The 17,733-nt window shown below is 72.0% G+C and carries 15 protein-coding genes and 1 pseudogene; 3 read left to right on the top strand and 13 right to left on the bottom strand.

What is annotated here, in order from left to right; translation table 11 throughout:
- Positions 1-7 precede the first annotated feature (7 nt).
- Genes DC008_RS24675 through DC008_RS24665 form a run of 3 tightly spaced genes read right to left on the bottom strand, consistent with a single transcriptional unit; the run spans position 8 to position 3,367 of the window.
- Positions 8-550, bottom strand: a complete 543-nt coding sequence (locus tag DC008_RS24675) for a hypothetical protein (protein ID WP_108708829.1) — start codon at positions 548-550, stop codon at positions 8-10.
- Between the two features lie 35 nt (positions 551-585).
- Positions 586-1,161, bottom strand: a complete 576-nt coding sequence (locus DC008_RS24670) for a GNAT family N-acetyltransferase (protein WP_108708828.1) — start codon at positions 1,159-1,161, stop codon at positions 586-588.
- Positions 1,139-3,367, bottom strand: coding sequence for an MMPL family transporter (locus DC008_RS24665; RefSeq protein ID WP_108708827.1), 2,229 nt, complete (start codon positions 3,365-3,367; stop codon positions 1,139-1,141). Before DC008_RS24665 ends, DC008_RS24670 begins: the two co-directional genes overlap by 23 nt.
- 306 nt (positions 3,368-3,673) lie before the next feature.
- On the opposite strand from DC008_RS24665, the gene DC008_RS24660 reads away from it, so the two are divergent.
- Complete coding sequence (locus DC008_RS24660; protein ID WP_108708826.1) at positions 3,674-4,477, top strand: SAM-dependent methyltransferase; 804 nt, start codon at positions 3,674-3,676, stop codon at positions 4,475-4,477.
- A gap of 60 nt (positions 4,478-4,537) precedes the next feature.
- Here the strand turns inward: DC008_RS24660 and gatB are convergent, their stop codons facing one another.
- From gatB to DC008_RS24615, 9 genes and pseudogenes are all read right to left on the bottom strand, one after another.
- The gene (gene gatB, locus DC008_RS24655; protein ID WP_108708825.1) at positions 4,538-6,052 is read right to left on the bottom strand and encodes an Asp-tRNA(Asn)/Glu-tRNA(Gln) amidotransferase subunit GatB; all 1,515 of its coding nucleotides are present in this window, start codon (positions 6,050-6,052) and stop codon (positions 4,538-4,540) included.
- Positions 6,053-6,067: 15 nt separating this feature from the next.
- A complete protein-coding gene (locus DC008_RS24650; RefSeq protein ID WP_079033834.1) occupies positions 6,068-6,310 on the bottom strand; it encodes a hypothetical protein in 243 nt (80 codons plus the stop codon).
- The gene (gene gatA, locus DC008_RS24645) at positions 6,307-7,800 is read right to left on the bottom strand and encodes an Asp-tRNA(Asn)/Glu-tRNA(Gln) amidotransferase subunit GatA (protein WP_108708824.1); all 1,494 of its coding nucleotides are present in this window, start codon (positions 7,798-7,800) and stop codon (positions 6,307-6,309) included. The genes DC008_RS24650 and gatA overlap by 4 nt, the downstream gene beginning before the upstream one ends.
- Before the next feature lie 6 nt (positions 7,801-7,806).
- Positions 7,807-8,103, bottom strand: a complete 297-nt coding sequence (gene gatC / locus DC008_RS24640; RefSeq protein ID WP_019754397.1) for an Asp-tRNA(Asn)/Glu-tRNA(Gln) amidotransferase subunit GatC — start codon at positions 8,101-8,103, stop codon at positions 7,807-7,809.
- Positions 8,104-8,287: 184 nt separating this feature from the next.
- Positions 8,288-10,498 carry a putative bifunctional diguanylate cyclase/phosphodiesterase gene (locus DC008_RS24635; RefSeq protein WP_108708823.1) on the bottom strand — a complete coding sequence of 737 codons (2,211 nt, stop codon included), beginning with the start codon at positions 10,496-10,498 and terminating at the stop codon, positions 8,288-8,290.
- Between the two features lie 272 nt (positions 10,499-10,770).
- On the bottom strand, positions 10,771-12,966 hold the full coding sequence (gene ligA / locus DC008_RS24630; RefSeq protein ID WP_108708822.1) for an NAD-dependent DNA ligase LigA: 2,196 nt from the start codon (positions 12,964-12,966) through the stop codon (positions 10,771-10,773).
- Positions 12,967-12,980: 14 nt separating this feature from the next.
- Positions 12,981-13,987, bottom strand: a pseudogene (locus DC008_RS24625) (methionine synthase).
- 39 nt (positions 13,988-14,026) lie between these two features.
- A complete protein-coding gene (locus DC008_RS24620) occupies positions 14,027-14,716 on the bottom strand; it encodes an SDR family oxidoreductase (RefSeq protein ID WP_208645972.1) in 690 nt (229 codons plus the stop codon).
- A gap of 27 nt (positions 14,717-14,743) precedes the next feature.
- Positions 14,744-15,283 carry an LOG family protein gene (locus DC008_RS24615; RefSeq protein ID WP_108708820.1) on the bottom strand — a complete coding sequence of 180 codons (540 nt, stop codon included), beginning with the start codon at positions 15,281-15,283 and terminating at the stop codon, positions 14,744-14,746.
- 50 nt (positions 15,284-15,333) lie between these two features.
- Between DC008_RS24615 and DC008_RS24610 the strand changes: the two genes are divergently transcribed.
- Positions 15,334-15,657 carry a DUF427 domain-containing protein gene (locus tag DC008_RS24610; RefSeq protein ID WP_108708819.1) on the top strand — a complete coding sequence of 108 codons (324 nt, stop codon included), beginning with the start codon at positions 15,334-15,336 and terminating at the stop codon, positions 15,655-15,657.
- A gap of 37 nt (positions 15,658-15,694) precedes the next feature.
- Complete coding sequence (locus DC008_RS24605; protein WP_108708818.1) at positions 15,695-16,474, top strand: alpha/beta fold hydrolase; 780 nt, start codon at positions 15,695-15,697, stop codon at positions 16,472-16,474.
- 66 nt (positions 16,475-16,540) lie between these two features.
- On the opposite strand, the gene mnmA is transcribed toward DC008_RS24605, so the two are convergent.
- Positions 16,541-17,674, bottom strand: a complete 1,134-nt coding sequence (mnmA, locus tag DC008_RS24600) for a tRNA 2-thiouridine(34) synthase MnmA (RefSeq protein WP_108708817.1) — start codon at positions 17,672-17,674, stop codon at positions 16,541-16,543.
- Between the last annotated feature and the right edge of the window lie 59 nt (positions 17,675-17,733).

Raw genomic sequence — 17,733 nt, 5'->3', positions numbered from 1 at the left:
CGGTGTCTCAGCCGGCGGAGGGCAGGCCGAGCAGGGCGTCGGTGTACTTCAGGACGGCCAGCAGCAGGCCGATGACGCCGAGGGCGACACCGCCCCAGGCGACCGACTTGATCCAGGCGGGCTGCGGCAGGCCGGGAGCGCCGAACGCGGGCCGGGCCAGCGCCACGACGCCGACGATCAGCGCGACCACCGCGAACAGGCCGGCGAACAGCGCGGAGGCCTGCCAGGCGTCGCCGTAGACCGCCTGGATCTGGGTGGCGACGGCGGCGTCGGAGCGGGTCTCCAACTGGCCGATGAGCGTCTGGCGGGCGGCGGCGACGGTGCCGATCCAGCCGCCGGTCAGGGACACGAGGCCGAGGGCGGCGGAGACCACCGCGGCGGCGCCCTGGCCGACGAAGGAGGGCGCCGCTTCCGTCGCCTCGGCGGCCACCTCCTCGCTCTCGTCGCCGGTGACGGCCTCGGCCGGGGCCTCGGTCGTCTCGGTGACGTCCACGTTCTCGTCGTCGGCCTTGGCCGGGGTCACGGTCTCGTCCACTGTCTTCGTTCCCATGTCTGGCACCGTACGGACGCTTCCTGAGAGGTGTCTTAATGATCGCTGTGCGCGGTGCGCACGCGTGCTTCGCGCCACTCCGGGGCGAGGATCGACCACAGTTCCAGGTCGTGGCGCACCCCACCATAGAGGTGGGCCTGCCGGCGTACGCCGTCCCGGGTCATCCCGAGGCGGCGGGCGACGTTCAGGCTGGAGGTGTTCCCGGCGGCGGCCACCCATTCGACGCGGTGGATGCCGCGTTCCTCGACGGCCCAGTCGATGAGGGGCCGCATGGCCCGGGTGACGAGGCCGCGCCCGGTCGCCGCGGGTTCCAGCCAGCAGCCGACCTCGCAGACCCCGGCGGCGGCGTCGAAGTTCAGGGTGAGGACGCCGCCGACGAGCCGTCCGTCCAGCCAGATGCCGTGGTACGACGCCTTGTCGGCGGCGCGCAGGTCGGCGTAGCGCTGGAGGGTCTCGCGGGCGGACACCGGGTCGGTGACGGCCGAGCCGAACGGGATGAACCGTCCGATGAACTCCCGGCCCCGCTCCAGATGGGCCAGGAACTCCTCCGCGTGCCACGGTTCCAGCGGCCTCAGCTCGGCTCCGTCGTCACCCAGGGATATCGCGTACATCGCCCCGTTGCTCCTTCTCCAGTTCCGCCACGACGTCGGTGAGCGTCTCATGGGCGGCACGGCACTCGGGCGGTTCGATGCTGATGCGGGGCATGCGCTTGTCGAGCCAGCGGGGCAGCCACCAGTTGGCACCGCCGAGCAGATGCATCAGGGCGGGGACGAGGAGGGTGCGCAGTACGAAGGCGTCCAGGGCGACGGCCGCCGCGAGGGCGATGCCGAACATGGCGATCACGCGGTCGCCGCTGAGGACGAAGGCGAGGAACACCGAGATCATGATGACCGCGGCGGAGTTGATCACCCGGCTGGTCTCGGCGAGGCCGATGCGTACGGCCCGCCGGTTGTCGCCGGTCTCCAGCCACTCCTCGTACATCCGGCTGACCAGGAAGACCTGGTAGTCCATGGAGAGCCCGAAGAGGACGGACACCATGATCACGGGGAGGAAGGGCTCGATCGGGCCGGCCCGGCCCAGCCCCAGCAGCTCGCTCCCCCACCCCCACTGGAAGACCGCGACGACCACGCCGAAGGCGGCGGCGACGGCGGCCACGTTCATCGCGGCGGCCTTGAGCGGGATGCCGACCGAGCGGAAGGCGAGCAGGAGCAGCAGACAGCCCAGGCTGATGACGACCCCCACGAACAGCGGGAGCTTGCCGACGATCACGTCGGCGAAGTCGTCGTAGCCGGCCGTCATACCGCCCACCTGTATGTCGAGGGCGGTGCCGGTCTCGGCGCGCGGCAGGACCTCGTCGCGCAGCCGGTCCACGAGGTCGCTGGTCCGCTGGGACTGCGGGGAGGACTCGGGAAGCACGGTGAGGTAGGCGGTGTCGCTGTGCGCGTTGTACGTCACCGGGGTCACCGAGGCGACGCCCTCGGTGGCGCGCAGGGTGGCGTCGAGGCTGTCCAGGGCGAGCTTGTCCTCGGCGCCGTGGACCTCGGTGACGAGGGTCAGCGGCCCGTTGACGCCGGGGCCGAAGCCGTCGGCGAGGAGGTCGTAGGCCTGGCGGGTGGTGGAGGTCGCCGGGTTGTTGCCCTGGTCGGAGGTGCCCAGGCGCAGGCCCAGGGTGGGCAGCGCGAGGACCGTGATGACGGCGAGGGCGATCGCGCCGAGCGCCTTGGGGTGCCGTTCGACGAACGCGGACCAGCGGGCGGCGAGCCCGGTGGGCAGTTCGGGCTGGGGGCCGCGCTCGGCGAGCCGGCGCCGCTCGCGGCGGCTGAGGGCGCGCATGCCGATGAGGGACAGCAGGGCGGGCAGCAGGGTGACGGACGCGGCGACGGTGAGGACGACGGTGAGGGACGCGGCGATCGCCACGCCGTTGAGGAAGCTCAGCCGCAGGATGAGCATGCCGAGCAGGGCGATGCACACCGTGGCGCCCGCGAACACCACCGCGCGCCCGGTGGTCGCCACGGCGTTGGTGATCGACTCGGCCACGGGCAGGCCGCGTTTGAGCCCCCGCCGGTGTCTGGTGACGATGAACAGGGCGTAGTCGATGCCGACACCGAGCCCGATCAGCATGCCGAGCATGGGGGCGAAGTCGGCGACCGTCATGGCGTGCCCGAGGAGCGCGATGCCCGCGTAGGCGGTGCCGACGCTCACCAGGGCGGTGGCGATGGGCAGCAGCGAGGCGGCGAGCGAGCCGAAGGCGAGGAAGAGCACGACGGCGGCGACGGCCACACCGACGATCTCGGCGGTGTGCCCGCCCGGCGACTCGGTGAGCGCGACGGCGGACCCGCCGAGTTCGACCTGGAGATCGTCGGTCGCGGCGGCCTTCGCCGTGTCCACGACGGTACGGGCCTCGCCCGCGTCGAGGTGCTCGGCGCCGGCGTCGAAGGTCACGGTGGCGTACGCGGTGTGCCCGTCCTCGCTGATCCGGGCGGGGCCCTGCTTGTCGTAGGGGTTGTCCACGGACGCGACGCCGGGCAGGTGGGCGATGTCGTCCAGGGTGCGCGTCATGGTCTGCTCGACGGCGCCGGCGCGGACGGTGCCCGACTCGGTGTGCCACACGACGGTGTCGCTGTCACCGCCGAGTCCGCGGAAGCCGTCCTGCAGCAGCTGGGTGGCGCGGCCCGACTCGGTGCCGGGGACCTCGTAGTCGTTGGAGTACGCGGAGCCCGTGACGGCGGCGGCCGCGGTCACCCCGCCGAAGGCGAGGAGCCAGAGCAGTACGGCGACGAGGCGGCGTTGGACACACCAGCGTGCAAGAGCTGCCACGAACGTGCTCCCAGGGGGACGATGTGTGGATCTTTGACCGGGAACAGTCGTTCATGAAGTGAACAGCCCGCAAAGAACGCATGAGCGATGTGAGACAACCCTTGCATCAGAAAATGATCGTTTGCCCCGATCGTGGGGTTGTTCACAGCAATAGGAGGAAGGTCACAGGAAAGTAACGGCGTTTGCGTCGTCGCAGGTGGCGCCTCTCACAGAAGTGCCCCCGCGCACCGGGAACTTATTCTGAGCGCCCGGCCGGGCTCCTCCGTATCCTTTCCGCTGCCCCGGACCCAAGGAGCCCATCCACCCATGCCGGACCACACCCCGCACACCCCGAGTGAGCACCTCGCCGCACGGCTGACCCACCCCCGCTATCCGCGCTCCGGCCACTACGACCCCCGCTGGGTGATCGACAACCAGATGGGGCCGAACGCGCTCTGGCTGCTGGAGTGGCTGGCCCCCGCCCTCGGCCTGGACGCCCTGCGCCCCGGCGCCCGCGTCCTCGATCTGGGCTGCGGCCGTGCCATGACCTCCGTCTTCCTGGCCAGGGAGTACGACGCTCAGGTCACCGCCGCCGACCTGTGGATCGAGCCCGACGACAACGCCCGCCGGGTCGCCGAGGCCGGCTTCGCCGACCGGGTGCTGCCCGTGAAGGCGGAGGCGCACGACCTGCCGTTCGCCGAGGGCTGCTTCGACACGATCGTCAGCATCGACGCCTACCAGTATTTCGGCACCGACGACCTCTACCTGCCCACGCTCACCCGGCTGCTGAGCCCCGGCGGCCGGATCGGCGTGGTCGTCCCCGCTCTGCGCGAGGAGCTGGACGGCGTGGAGCCGCCGGAGCATCTGCGGCCGTACTGGGAGCCCGCGTACTGGTGCTTCCACAGCGCCGGCTGGTGGCGGCGCCACTGGACCCGCAGTGGTGCCGTGGAGGTCGAGGCCGCCGACTGGCTGGACGACGGCTGGCGGGACTGGCTGCTGTGGTGCGAGGTCGTCGCCGAGGAGAGCCCGGAGGAGTTCCACCGCACGATGGCCCGCCAGGTCGCCGAGATGGTCCGCCGGGACGAGGGCCGCACGCTGGGCTTCGTCCGCCTGGTGGGGCGCCGCCTGTGACGACGAGGGGGGACGCACCGGCATCCGGTGCGTCCCCCCTCGGGGTGTCCTGCCGCGGGCTCAGCCCTCGCCGGCGCCCAGCTTCTCCAGGATGAGTTCCTTGACGCGGGCCGCGTCGGCCTGGCCGCGGGTGGCCTTCATGACCGCGCCGACCAGGGCGCCGGCCGCGGCGACCTTGCCGGAGCGGATCTTGTCGGCGATGCCCGGGTTGCCGGCGATGGCCTCGTCGACGGCGGCACCGAGGGCGCCCTCGTCGGAGACGACCTTCAGACCGCGCTTGTCGACGACCTCGTCCGGGGTGCCCTCGCCCGCGAGGACGCCCTCGATGACCTGACGGGCCAGCTTGTCGTTCAGGTCACCCTTCGCGACGAGCTCGGTGACCCGGGCGACCTGCTCGGGCGTGATGGACAGCTCGTCCAGCGCCTTGCCCGACTCGTTGGCGCTGCGGGCCAGCTCGCCCATCCACCACTTGCGGGCGGAGGCCGCGTCGGCACCCGCGTCGATCGTGGCGACGATCAGGTCCAGCGCGCCGGCGTTGAGGATCGCCTGCATGTCGGTGGCCGAGATGCCCCACTCCTCGCGGAGCCGGTTGCGGCGGGCCAGCGGAAGCTCCGGCAGCCCGGCGCGGATCTCCTCGACCCACTCGCGCGAGGGAGCCACCGGCACCAGGTCCGGCTCGGGGAAGTACCGGTAGTCCTCGGCCTCCTCCTTCACACGCCCCGAGGTCGTGGACCCCGTGTCCTCGTGGAAGTGCCGGGTCTCCTGCACGATCGTGCCGCCGGACGACAGCACGGCCGCGTGCCGCTGGATCTCGAAACGGGCCGCGCGCTCCACGGACCGCAGCGAGTTGACGTTCTTCGTCTCCGAACGGGTGCCGAACTTCTCGGTGCCGTGCGGGCGCAGCGACAGGTTCACGTCGCAGCGCATCTGGCCCATCTCCATCCGGGCCTCGGAGACACCGAGCGCCTTGATGACCTCGCGCAGCTCACGGACGTACGCCTTCGCGACCTCGGGGGCGCGTTCGCCGGCGCCCTCGATCGGCTTGGTGACGATCTCGATGAGCGGGATGCCGGCGCGGTTGTAGTCCAGCAGGGAGTGGGACGCGCCGTGGATACGGCCGGTGGCGCCGCCGACGTGCGTCGACTTGCCGGTGTCCTCCTCCATGTGGGCGCGCTCGATCTCGACGCGGAAGGTCTCCCCGTCCTCCAGCTGCACGTCGAGGTAGCCGTCGAAGGCGATCGGCTCGTCGTACTGGGAGGTCTGGAAGTTCTTCGGCATGTCCGGATAGAAGTAGTTCTTCCGGGCGAAGCGGCACCATTCGGCGATCTCGCAGTTCAGCGCGAGGCCGATCTTGATGGCGGACTCGACACCGGTCGCGTTGACGACCGGGAGCGCGCCGGGCAGGCCGAGGCAGACCGGGCAGGTCTGCGTGTTGGCGTCCTGGCCGAGCGCGGTCGAGCAACCGCAGAACATCTTGGTCTTGGTGCCGAGTTCGACATGGACCTCGAGGCCCATGACGGGGTCGTACGACGCGAGTGCGTCCTCGTACGACACCAGGTCGGTCGTGGTGGTCACGGTGAAACTTCCCTCTCAGCCCAGCAGGACGTCGTCGTCGCCCAGCCGCTTCAGCTCGCGGTAGAGGATGGCGAGGCCGGTGACGATCGCGGTGGCGGAGACGGCGGCGTCGATCAGACGCAGCGTGTCGCTCTCCACGCGGGCCTTCCGGGCCTGCTTGACGACGTTGACCGCACCGAACGCGGTGGTGGCCATGGACAGGTACAGCCCGGACTTCGACTTCTTGAAGCCCTTGGCCTTCGACATTGCCTTGCTCACAGCGACGGAGCCTCCTCGATCAGCGGGTGGCCCCACTTTTCCACGAAGGCCGCCTCGACGGCCGCGCCGACCTTGTAGAGCCGGTCGTCCTTCAGGGCCGGGGCGATGATCTGCAGGCCGACCGGGAGGTTGTCCTCCGGGGCCAGACCGCAGGGCAGCGACATGGCCGCGTTGCCCGCGAGGTTCGTCGGGATGGTGCACAGGTCGGCGAGGTACATCGCCATCGGGTCGTCGGCGCGCTCGCCGATCGGGAAGGCGGTGGTCGGGGTCGTCGGGGAGACGATCACGTCGACCTGCTCGAAGGCCTTCTCGAAGTCGCGCGTGATGAGCGTGCGGACCTTCTGGGCGCTGCCGTAGTACGCGTCGTAGTAGCCGCTCGACAGGGCGTACGTGCCGAGCATGATGCGGCGCTTCACCTCGGGGCCGAAGCCGGCCTCACGGGTGAGGGAGGTGACCTCCTCCGCGGAGTGCGTGCCGTCGTCGCCGACGCGAAGGCCGTAGCGCAGGCCGTCGAAGCGGGCGAGGTTGGAGGAGCACTCCGACGGGGCGATCAGGTAGTACGCCGACAGCGCGAGGTCGAAGGACGGGCAGTCCAGCTCGACGATCTCGGCGCCGAGCTCCTTCAGCAGTTCGACGGACTCGTCGAAGCGCTGGATGACGCCGGCCTGGTAGCCCTCGCCGCGGAACTGCTTGACCACGCCGACGCGCATGCCCTGGACGCTGCCGTTGCGGGCGGCCTCCACGACCGGCGGGACCGGGGCGTCGATGGAGGTGGAGTCCATCGGGTCGTGCCCGGCGATGACCTCGTGCAGCAGGGCCGCGTCCAGGACCGTACGGGCGCAGGGCCCGCCCTGGTCCAGGGAGGAGGAGAAGGCGACCATGCCGTACCGGGAGACCGCGCCGTACGTCGGCTTGACGCCGACCGTGCCGGTGACGGCGGCCGGCTGGCGGATGGAGCCGCCGGTGTCGGTGCCGATGGCGAGCGGCGCCTGGAAGGAGGCCAGGGCGGCGGACGAGCCGCCGCCGGAGCCGCCCGGGATCTTGGTGAGGTCCCAGGGGTTGCCGGTCGGGCCGTAGGCGCTGTTCTCGGTGGAGGACCCCATGGCGAACTCGTCCATGTTGGTCTTGCCGAGGATGACCACGTCGGCGGCCTTCAGCCGCTTGGTGAGCGTCGCGTCGTACGGCGGGATCCAGCCTTCGAGCATCTTCGAGCCGACGGTCGTCGGGATGCCCTCGGTGGTGAAGATGTCCTTCAGCGCGAGGGGGACGCCGGCCAGCGGGCCCAGCTTCTCGCCGCGCTCCCGCTTCTCGTCGACGGCGCGGGCCTGCGCGAGCGCGCCCTCGCGGTCGACGTGGAGGCAGGCGTGCACCTTCTCGTCGACGGCCTCGATCCGGGCCAGGTGGGCCTCGGTGACCTGGACGGCCGTGAGCTCGCCGGAGGCGATCTTCTCGGCGGTCTCGGCCGCGGTGAGCTTGATGATGTCCGTCATGACTTCTTAGTCCTCCCCCAGGATCTGCGGCACCTTGAAACGCTGCTGCTCCTGGGCCGGGGCGCCGGAGAGCGCCTGCTCGGGGGTGAGCGAGGGACGGACCTCGTCCTCACGCATGACGTTCGTCAGCGGGAGCGGGTGCGAGGTCGGCGGTACGTCTTGGTCGGCGACCTCACTGACGCGGGCGACCGCGCCGATGATGTCGTCCAGCTGTCCCGCGAAGTGGTCGAGCTCTTCGGGCTTCAGCTCCAGACGCGCCAGCCGGGCGAGGTGGGCGACCTCCTCGCGCGTGATGCCAGGCATGCAGCGATCCTCTGGGGTGAGTGTGTGTGGTTTGGCGGTTTGGCCCAATCCTATGGGGCGGGGGGCCGTGCCCGTGCATCGGTTTCCCGCGCACCGGCACCGGCGGACGCCGGCAGCGCCACGTCCGGTCGCGGAGCTTTCCGGCAGCGCCGGCGGCACGCCCGGGACCGAGGGCGCCGACGTGTCACTCGGCGGCCGGGAGCGCCGCCTTCGGACGCTGCCAGCCGCGCGATCCGCGCGCCCGCAGCCAGGCCGTCGTCTCCTCGGGCGGCATGGCGGCCGCCACCAGCCAGCCCTGGACGGCGTCGCAGCGCAGATCGCGCAGCCGCTCCCAGGTCTCGTCGTCCTCGACGCCCTCGGCGACGACGAGCAGGCCGAGGGAGTGCGCGAGGTCGACCGTGCAGCGCACGATCTCCGCGTCCTCGGTGTCCACCGCGAGCCGGGCCACGAACGAGCGGTCGATCTTCAGCTCGCTGACCGGCAGCCGCCGTAGATGCACCAGTGAGGAGTAGCCGGTTCCGAAGTCGTCGAGGGACATCTTCACGCCGTGCCCGGTGAGGGCGGCGAGGGTGTCGGCGGCGCGGGTCGGGTCCTCCAGCAGGACGTGCTCGGTGATCTCCAGCTGGAGCGCCCCCGCCGGGACGCCGTGCCGGGCGAGGCGGGCGGCGACGGAGCCGGCGAATCCGGGGGTGTGCACGTCGCGCGGGGAGACGTTGACGGCGACCGGTACGAACAGGCCCTGCGAGCGCCAGCGCGCCACCTGGCCGAGCGCGGTCTCCAGGACGTACTCGGTGAGGTGCGGCATCAGCCCCGAGGACTCGGCTATCGCTATGAACTCGTCCGGCGGCACCTTCCCGCGCTCGGGGTGCACCCAGCGGACCAGGGCCTCGAGGCCGGCGACCTGTCCGTCGAAGCGGACCTTCGGCTGGTAGTGCAGCTCGACCTCGTGCGCGTCCAGGGCGCGGCGCAGATCGCCGAGCAGGCCGAGCCGGTCCGGGGTGTTGGAGTCCCGCTTGGACTCGTAGACCTCGACGCCCGTACGGTCCCGCTTCGCCTGGTACATGGCGACGTCCGCGCGGCGCAGCATCCCCTCGGCGTCGAGCGCGTGGTCCGGGAAGACGGCGACCCCGGCGCTGGCCTCCAGCACCAGGGTGAGGCCGTCCAGGTCGAGCGGTGAGCTGAGCGCGGCGACCAGGCCGCGGGCGATGCGGGTCGCGGACGTGGTGGAGTCGGCGACGGGCAGCAGGACGGCGAACTCGTCTCCCCCGAGCCGCGCGGCCTCCGCCCCGCGCGGCAGGGCGAGCCGCAGCCGGTCGGCGATCTGCAACAGCAGCCGGTCACCGGCGAGATGCCCCAGGGTGTCGTTGACCGACCGGAAACGGTCGAGGTCGATCAGCATGAGCGCGGACCGGGCGCCGATGCGTTCGGCGTCGTCCAGCGCGGTCCAGATCCGCTCCTGCAGCCACTGGCGGTTCGGCAGCCCGGTCAGCGGATCGCGCAGCTGCTCCTCCGCCCGGGCCCTGGCGATCCACAGCGTGGAGTCCAGGGCGATGAGCGGTATGGCGAACAGCGGCAGCAGCAGGGGCTTGGCGACGGCGACCACGCACACCAGCGGGGCGATGCCGAGCAGCGCGACGGCGACCAGGCCCTGTCTGACCAGGGCGGTACGGGCGACGGTGGGCAGGCCGCCGCGCGGGGCGTGCAGATACCAGTGCAGGACGCGGGTGACGAGGAGATAGGCGACCGCGACCAGGACGACACCCGGCGCGGTGTACGGCGTCCAGGCGTCGGGGCTCCAGGGTCTCTCGACGCTCGGCACCCGGCCGAACGCGGCCAGCACCAGGGCGCCGGAGGCGATGCCGAGGATGTCGACCGCGCCGTGCAGCACGCCCTGGCGCCAGCTGCCGCGGCGGGCGACGCCGACCAGGACGACGACGGTGAGGCTGACCATGCCGGCCGGCACCCAGCCGTAGAGCAGCAGGACGGCGAGGGTGAGGGCGGCGCCGGAGCCGGTGCCGCCCCACCAGCGGGCGCGGCCGAGGGCCACCAGATGGCCGACGATGACGCCGGTCAGCACGGCCAGGGACCAGCCGACGGTGCCGGACGGGAAGAGGGCGTGGCCGCCGGTGAAGGCCCGGTAGAACCCGGCGCCGAGGACGAACGCGGCGGCCCCGACCACCGCAGCGGGCAACGCGGGCCAGTGGAGGTGCCGTTCCTGTCCGGAGTCGGGCAGCCCGGCGCCGGGCTCGCCGTCGCGTCGTACGCCGCCGCCGTCCGTGGTGTCCCGCCCGGTGCCCGTGCCCGGGCGATCCGCGGTCCGTGTCGCCCACCCGCGCCATGCGCCGGCCGTCCGGCGCAGCCGTGAGTGCGGGGCGGCACTCTCGGTCGGTTCCATTCCCGTCCCTCTCACAGCCGGCGGTGCCCACGCCACGCGGCCCGTCGCCCGACAACTTCCCTCGACGGCCCCGCGCTGGAAAACCCTTCCCCCCGCCCTTCCTTGCTCCTCGACGGCGAAGGGATGCCCCGACCGCAGCTGGGCACGGCAGGCGCACATCTCAACAGTAGGCCGCTGAAGGCGCGTACGGGCAGCGGTCGTCGACGGTTGCCCGAATGCGCCCCAGCCACCCGTATGCATCTGATATGCGCCCATCGGGCCAGGTTCAACCGCTACTGCTCCGCGGACAGGGCAACTTCGGCCGCCGCTTCCGGCCCCTGTTCCAGCAGGACGGCGAAGCCGTCCTCGTCCAGAACCGGCACCTTCAGCTGCATCGCCTTGTCGTACTTGGACCCCGGGCTGTCGCCCACGACGACGAAGGACGTCTTCTTCGACACCGAACCGGTCACCTTCGCTCCGCGGCTCTCCAGCGCCTCCTTGGCCCCGTCCCGCGTGTGGTTCTCCAGCGTGCCGGTGACGACGACCGTCAGCCCTTCCAGCGGGCGGGGGCCCTCGTCCTCGCCGGAGGACTGCTCCTCCAGCGGCACTCCGGCCGCCTTCCACTTGCGGATGATCTCGCGGTGCCAGTCCTCGGCGAACCACTCCTTGAGCGCGGCGGCGATGATGGGACCGACTCCGGCGGTCGCCGCGAGCTCTTCCTCCGTGGCCTGTTCGATGCGGTCGATCGAGCGGAACTCACGGGCGAGGGCCTGCGCCGCGACCGGGCCGACGTGCCGGATGGACAGACCGTTGAGGAACCTCGCGAGCGGGCGCTGCTTGGCCGCCTCGATGTTGGCCAGCAGGGCGAGGGTGTTCTTCCTCGGCCCGCCCTCCTTGTTGGCGAAGGGGGTGGCGACCTTCTCCTTGCCCGTCTTGGGGTCGCGCTTGGGCAGACCGCTGTCCGGGTCGAGGACGTACGCCTTGATGGGCAGCAGCTTCTCCACTGTCAGGTCGAACAGGTCGCCCTCGTCGGCCAGCGGCGGGTCGGCCGGCTCCAGCGGACGGGTGAGCGCGGCGGCGGCCACCGAGCCGAAGTGCTCGATGTCCAGGCACTCGCGGCCGGCGAGATAGGCGACCCGCTCCCGCAACTGAGCCGGGCAGGTACGGGCGTTGGGGCAGCGGAGGTCGATGTCGCCCTCCTTCATGGGCCGCAGCGGGGTCCCGCATTCGGGGCACTCGCTGGGCATCACGAACTCCCGCTCGCTGCCGTCCCGCAGGTCGACGACCGGGCCGAGGATCTCCGGGATGACGTCACCGGCCTTGCGGATGACGACGGTGTCCCCGATGAGGACGCCCTTGGCCTTGACGACCTCCTGGTTGTGCAGGGTGGCGAACTCGACCTCGCTGCCCGCGACGGTGACCGGCTCGACCTGGGCGTACGGGGTGACGCGGCCGGTGCGGCCGACGCCGACCTTGATGTCGAGGAGCTTGGTGTTCACCTCCTCCGGCGCGTACTTGTACGCGATGGCCCAGCGCGGGGCGCGCGCGGTGGAGCCGAGGCGGCCCTGGAGCCGGATCTCGTCGAGCTTGACGACGACGCCGTCGATCTCGTGCTCGACGGAGTGGCGGTTCTCGCCGTAGTACGCGATGAACTCCCGGATGCCCGCGAGGTCGTCGACGACGCGGTTGTGCGGCGAGGTGGGCAGACCCCAGGTCTTCAGCAGGTCGTAGGCCTGGGAGAGCCGGGTCATGCCGGAGAAGCCCTGGAGGGCGCCGATGCCGTGGACGACCATGTGCAGCGGGCGGGTGGCGGTGACGCGCGGGTCCTTCTGGCGCAGCGAACCGGCGGCGGCGTTGCGCGGGTTGGCGAAGGGCTTGTCGCCGGCGGCGACCAGGCGTTCGTTGAGCTCGAGGAACTTCGCCATCGGGAAGTAGACCTCGCCGCGGATCTCGACCAGCTCGGGGACCTCGTCGCCGTGGAGGCGCTCCGGGATCTCCGCGATGGTGCGGACGTTGGGCGTGATGTCCTCGCCCGTGCGGCCGTCGCCGCGGGTGGCGGCGCGGGTGAGACGGCCCTTCTCGTACGTCAGGTTGACGGCGAGTCCGTCGACCTTCAGCTCGCACAGGAAGTGGTACTCCTGGTCGCCCAGTTCACGGGCGATGCGGTCCACCCAGGCGGCGAGCTCCTCGTCGTTGAAGGTGTTGTCGAGCGACAGCATCCGCTCGCGGTGCTCGACCGCGGTGAACTCCGTCTCGTACGAACCCGCGACCTTCTGGGTCGGCGAGTCCGGGGTGCGCAGCTCCGGATACTTCTCCTCGAGGGCCTCCAGCCTCTTCAGCAGCCGGTCGAACTCGGCGTCGCTGACGACGGGGGCGTCCTTCACGTAGTACCGGAAGCGGTGCTCCTCGATCTGCTCCGCCAGCTGCGCGTGCTCTTCGCGGGCCTCGGCGGGCACCGCCGTCGTCTCCGCCTGCTTGTCGCCGGCCACCGTGTTTCCTCCCGTTACTCTGGGTTGTCCGCGAGGGATCTCGCCGCCTGGACGCAATGGGCGAGTGCCCGGCGCGCGTAGTCGGGGGACGCGCCCGCGAGTCCGCACGCCGGCGTGATCGTGACCGTCTCCGCGAGCAGCCCCGGTGACAGCCCCAGCCTGCGCCACAACGTCCTGACACCCATGACGCTACCGGCAGGGTCTGACAACGGGACGTCCGTGCCGGGGACGACACCGGCGAACAGCCGCGTGCCCCCTTCCACGGCCTCACCGATCGCCTCGTCGTCACGCTCCGTGAGAAGGGAGAGGTCGAAGGAGACCGCGGCCGCGCCCGCCCGGCGCAGCAGCGCGAACGGCACGTCCGGTGCGCACGAGTGGACCACGACCGGCCCGTCGCCGTGCACCCGACGACGTCGCGGAGGGTGGCCTCGACGATCTGCCGGTCGACGGCGCGGTGGGTGCGGTAGCCGCTGGCGGTCCTGACCTGGCCGCGCAGTACCGCGACCAGGGACGGCTCGTCGAGCTGGAGGACGAGCCGGGCGCCGGGGACCCGGCGCCCGACCTCCGCGAGATGCTCGCGCAGGCCCTCGGCGAGCGAGGCGGCGAGGTCGCGGCAGGCGCCGGGGTCGGACAGCGCGGCCTCGCCGTTGCGCAGCTCCAGGGCCGCGGCGAGCGTCCACGGCCCCACGGCCTGGACCTTCAGCGGCCCCTCGTAGCCCTGGGTGAACTCCTCCAGCGCGTCGAGGTCCTCGCGCAGCCAGGACCTGGCCCGCCGGGTGTCGCGGCCGGGGCGGTCGCCGAGCCGCCACCCGCTGGGCTCCACGCGCGCGTACAGCTCGACGAGGAGCCCCGCGGTCCGCCCGATCATGTCGGCGCCGGGCCCGCGGGCGGGCAGTTCGGCCAGGAACGGGAAGTCCTCGAAGGAGCCGGTGGCGGTCTTCGCGGCCTCGCGGGCGTCGCCGCCGGGCAGCGAACCGACGCCGGTGGCCGCGCCGAACGGGAACTCAGTGCTGTTGCTCACCCGGAAAGACTATGCAACGCCGGGCGGGCCCACCGCCGCTCATCTGCCGGGCCGGACCGTCAGGTCGTTCACCTCCGCGTCGCGCGGCAGGTCCAGGGTCATCAGGATCGTCGTGGCGACCGACTCGGGGTCGATCCAGCGCTCGGGGTCGTACTCCTTGCCCTCCTGCTGGTGCACCTTGGCCTGCATGGGGCTCGCCGTGCGGCCCGGGTAGACCGAGGTGACCCGGACGCCGTTGCCGTGCTCCTCGGCCCGCAGGGAGTCCGCCAGGGCCTTCAGACCGTGCTTGGAGGCCGCGTACGCCCCCCATCGGGCGTGGGCGGTGAGCCCGGCGCCGGAGTTCACGAACAGCACGTGCCCGCGCGCGGCGCGCAGCTGGGGCAGGAAGTGGCGCGTCAGTTCGGCGGGGGCGATCAGGTTGACGTTCAGCTGGTGGCGCCAGGTCTTGGGGGTGAGGTCGCCGACCGGGCCGAGGTCGACGACGCCGGCGATGTGCAGCAGGGAGTCGACCCGGTCGGGCAGCGACTGGTGGGAGAAGGCCCAGGACAGCCGGTCCGGGTCGGCCAGGTCGCCGACCAGGGTCCTCGCGCCCTCGTACCGGGCGGCGAGTTCCTTCGCGCGGGCGGCGTCGCGCGCGTGCAGAACGAGGTCGTCCCCGCGCGCGTGCAGACGGCGGGCGACGGCCGCGCCGATTCCGGAGCCGGCTCCGGTGATCACATGTGTAGCCATACCCGCCATGCTCGCACCAGGTCCGGATCAGGCCACGCCCTGGCTCTCCTCCAGGTAGGCGAGGGCGCCCACGGGCTCCTCGGCGAAGAAGACCAGGTCGGTGAGCGGGCGGGGCAGGAAGCCCTCGTCGTCCATGCGCCGGAACTGCTCCTTCAGGCCGTCGTAGAACCCGGCGGTGTTGAGCAGGACGACCGGCATCTCGGTGTGGCCGTGCTTCTTCAGCTCCAGGATCTCGGTCGCCTCGTCCAGGGTGCCGGTGCCGCCGACCATGATCACCACGGCGTCGGCCTTCTCCAGGAGCACCCTCTTGCGCTCGGCGAGGTCCTTGGCGACCACCATCTCGTCGACGCCCGGCCGCGCCTTGGCGGCGAGGAACTCCACGGACACCCCGACGAGCCGGCCGCCCGCCTCCTGCACACCGTCCGCGACGACCTTCATCAGCCCCACGTCGGAACCGCCCCAGACGAGCGTGTGCCCGCCCTTGCCCAGCAGTTCCGCGAACTCGCGCGCGGGGCCGGTGTAGCGGTCGTCGAGGTCGGCGGCGGAGAGGAAGACGCAGATACGCATGGGCCCACGGTACGCGGGAAGAACCGGCGGCCCGCGCGCGCTGTCCCCACATGACCCTTGGACACACGATCACGATCGAACAGGGGACCCGGCGCGTACGGGTCGTGCACGACGGCCAGGTGCTGGCGGAGAGCGACCGCCCGCTGGTACTGCGGGAGACGGGCTGTCCCGTGCGCTACTACCTCCCGCCGGAGGACGTCCGCCTGGACCTGCTGACCCCGTCGGCCACCCACACCCACTGCCCCTTCAAGGGTGACGCCTCCTACTGGTCGCACGGCGGCTCCGCGGACCTGGTCTGGGCCTACCCGGACCCGAAGCCGGACGTCGCGGCGATCAAGGACCACCTCTGCTTCTACGAAGTCGAGGTGTCGTAGGCGATTAGTTCCGTGCCGTACGGCAATCTGCACAGGCATGGACAAGAAGACCATTTCAGCCGACGGCACCTCCCTCGCCTACGCGAGCCGGGGCGAGGGTCCGCCGGTGATCCTCGTCAGCGGCGCGATGTCCACCGGGGACACCGTGGCGCCCCTTGCGGAGGCGCTCGCGGACCGCTTCACGGCCGTCGTCTACGACCGCCGGGGGCGCGGCGCGAGCGGTGACACCCGGCCGTACGCGGTGGAGCGCGAGGTGGAGGACCTGGCGGCGCTGATCGACGCCGTCGGCGGCGAGGCGGCGCTGTACGGCGTCTCCTCGGGCGGCGCGCTGGCGCTGCGGGCGGCCGCGAGCGGGCTGCCGGTGCGCCGGATCGCCGTGTACGAGGTGCCGTTCGCCGTGTACGAGGGCGGCGCCGAGGAGCGGGCGGAGTACACCGAGCGGCTGACGAGCGCGCTGGAGCAGGACCGGCGCGGGGACGCGGTCGAGCTGTTCCTGCGGCTGACCGGGCTCGGCGAGGGCCTCATCCAGGGCGCCCGGCAGTCCCCGATGTGGCCCGGCATGGAGTCGATCGCGCCGAGCCTGGCCTACGACGACGCCGTGATGGGCGACGGTCTGGTGCCGGAGGCCCGGCTGGCGTCGATCACGGCACCGGTCCTGTCGCTCGCGGGCGGCGCGAGCCCCGAGTGGATGCGCGAGGCGGCCCGCACCGTCGCGGACACGGCGCCCCGGGGGACGTACCGGGTGCTGGAGCGGCAGTCCCACATGGTGGAGCCGGAGGTGCTGGCGCCGGTCCTGGCGGAGTTCTTCGGGCAGTGACCCGGAGCGGGACACGCGCGCGTGCGGGGCCCTCGCGCGCAGGGCCCCTCCCGTCGCGCGGGGCCCTCAGACGGCCGCCGTGGACCCCGTCCGCACGGTCGAGGCGATCGTGGCCGAGCCCACCACGCGCGTGCCGTCGTACAGGACGATCGCCTGGCCGGGGGCGACCCCGCGGACCGGCTCGCCGAAGGTGACCTCCAGGCGGTCGCCGACCAGTTCGGCGCGCACCTCGGTCTCGCCGCCGTGGGCGCGCAGCTGGGCGGTGTAGGTGCCGGGGCCGGACGGGGCCACGCCGCACCAGCGGGGCTTGACCGCGGTCAGGGCGGACACGTCGAGGGCGGCGGCCGGGCCGACCGTGACGGTGTTGTCTACCGGCGAGATGTCCAGGACGTAGCGCGGCTTGCCGTCGGGTGCCGGGGTGCCGATGCGGAGCCCCTTGCGCTGGCCGATGGTGAAGCCGTACGCGCCCTCGTGGGTACCGACCTTGGCGCCGGACTCGTCGACGATGTCGCCCTCCGCCTTGCCGAGCCGCTTGGCGAGGAAGCCCTGGGTGTCGCCGTCGGCGATGAAGCAGATGTCGTGCGAGTCGGGCTTCTTGGCGACCGCGAGGCCGCGGCGCTCGGCCTCCGCGCGGATCTCGTCCTTGGTGGTGACGGTGTCGCCGAGCGGGAACATCGCGTGGGCGAGCTGGCGGTCGTCGAGCACGCCGAGGACGTAGCTCTGGTCCTTGGCCATGTCGGAGGCGCGGTGCAGCTCGCGCGTGCCGTCCTCGCGGACGATCACCTGGGCGTAGTGGCCGGTGCAGACCGCGTCGAAGCCGAGGGCGAGGGCCTTGTCGAGCAGCGCCGCGAACTTGATCTTCTCGTTGCATCGCAGGCAGGGGTTGGGGGTGCGGCCGGCCTCGTACTCGGCGACGAAGTCCTCGACGACGTCCTCGCGGAAGCGGTCGGCGAGGTCCCACACGTAGAACGGGATGCCGATGACGTCGGCGGCGCGGCGCGCGTCACGGGAGTCCTCGATGGTGCAGCAGCCCCGCGCGCCCGTGCGGAAGGATTGGGGGTTCGCGGAGAGCGCGAGATGGACGCCGGTCACGTCGTGCCCCGCTTCGGCCGCGCGGGCGGCGGCGACGGCGGAATCGACCCCGCCGGACATGGCGGCGAGGACGCGGAGAGGGCGGGAGGGCTGCGCGGTGTCAGTCATAACCCCTCCAGGGTACGGGGACGCGGGAACCAGGACCCCCGGGTATCCGTTGACGATCA

Source organism: Streptomyces nigra (genome assembly GCF_003074055.1).
GTDB lineage: Bacteria > Actinomycetota > Actinomycetes > Streptomycetales > Streptomycetaceae > Streptomyces > Streptomyces nigra.
Note: the sequence above shows the minus strand (reverse complement) of the source record. Positions and strands in the feature narration are given on the sequence as shown.

Coding starts and splice junctions, on each gene's coding strand:
- DC008_RS24675 (WP_108708829.1), bottom strand. CDS start 550: ATGGGAACGAAGACAGTGGACGAGACCGTGACCCCGGCCAAGGCCGAC.
- DC008_RS24670 (WP_108708828.1), bottom strand. CDS start 1,161: ATGTACGCGATATCCCTGGGTGACGACGGAGCCGAGCTGAGGCCGCTG.
- DC008_RS24660 (WP_108708826.1), top strand. CDS start 3,674: ATGCCGGACCACACCCCGCACACCCCGAGTGAGCACCTCGCCGCACGG.
- gatA (WP_108708824.1), bottom strand. CDS start 7,800: ATGACGGACATCATCAAGCTCACCGCGGCCGAGACCGCCGAGAAGATC.
- gatC (WP_019754397.1), bottom strand. CDS start 8,103: ATGCCTGGCATCACGCGCGAGGAGGTCGCCCACCTCGCCCGGCTGGCG.
- DC008_RS24635 (WP_108708823.1), bottom strand. CDS start 10,498: ATGGAACCGACCGAGAGTGCCGCCCCGCACTCACGGCTGCGCCGGACG.
- DC008_RS24620 (WP_208645972.1), bottom strand. CDS start 14,716: ATGGCTACACATGTGATCACCGGAGCCGGCTCCGGAATCGGCGCGGCC.
- DC008_RS24615 (WP_108708820.1), bottom strand. CDS start 15,283: ATGCGTATCTGCGTCTTCCTCTCCGCCGCCGACCTCGACGACCGCTAC.
- DC008_RS24610 (WP_108708819.1), top strand. CDS start 15,334: ATGACCCTTGGACACACGATCACGATCGAACAGGGGACCCGGCGCGTA.
- DC008_RS24605 (WP_108708818.1), top strand. CDS start 15,695: ATGGACAAGAAGACCATTTCAGCCGACGGCACCTCCCTCGCCTACGCG.
- mnmA (WP_108708817.1), bottom strand. CDS start 17,674: ATGACTGACACCGCGCAGCCCTCCCGCCCTCTCCGCGTCCTCGCCGCC.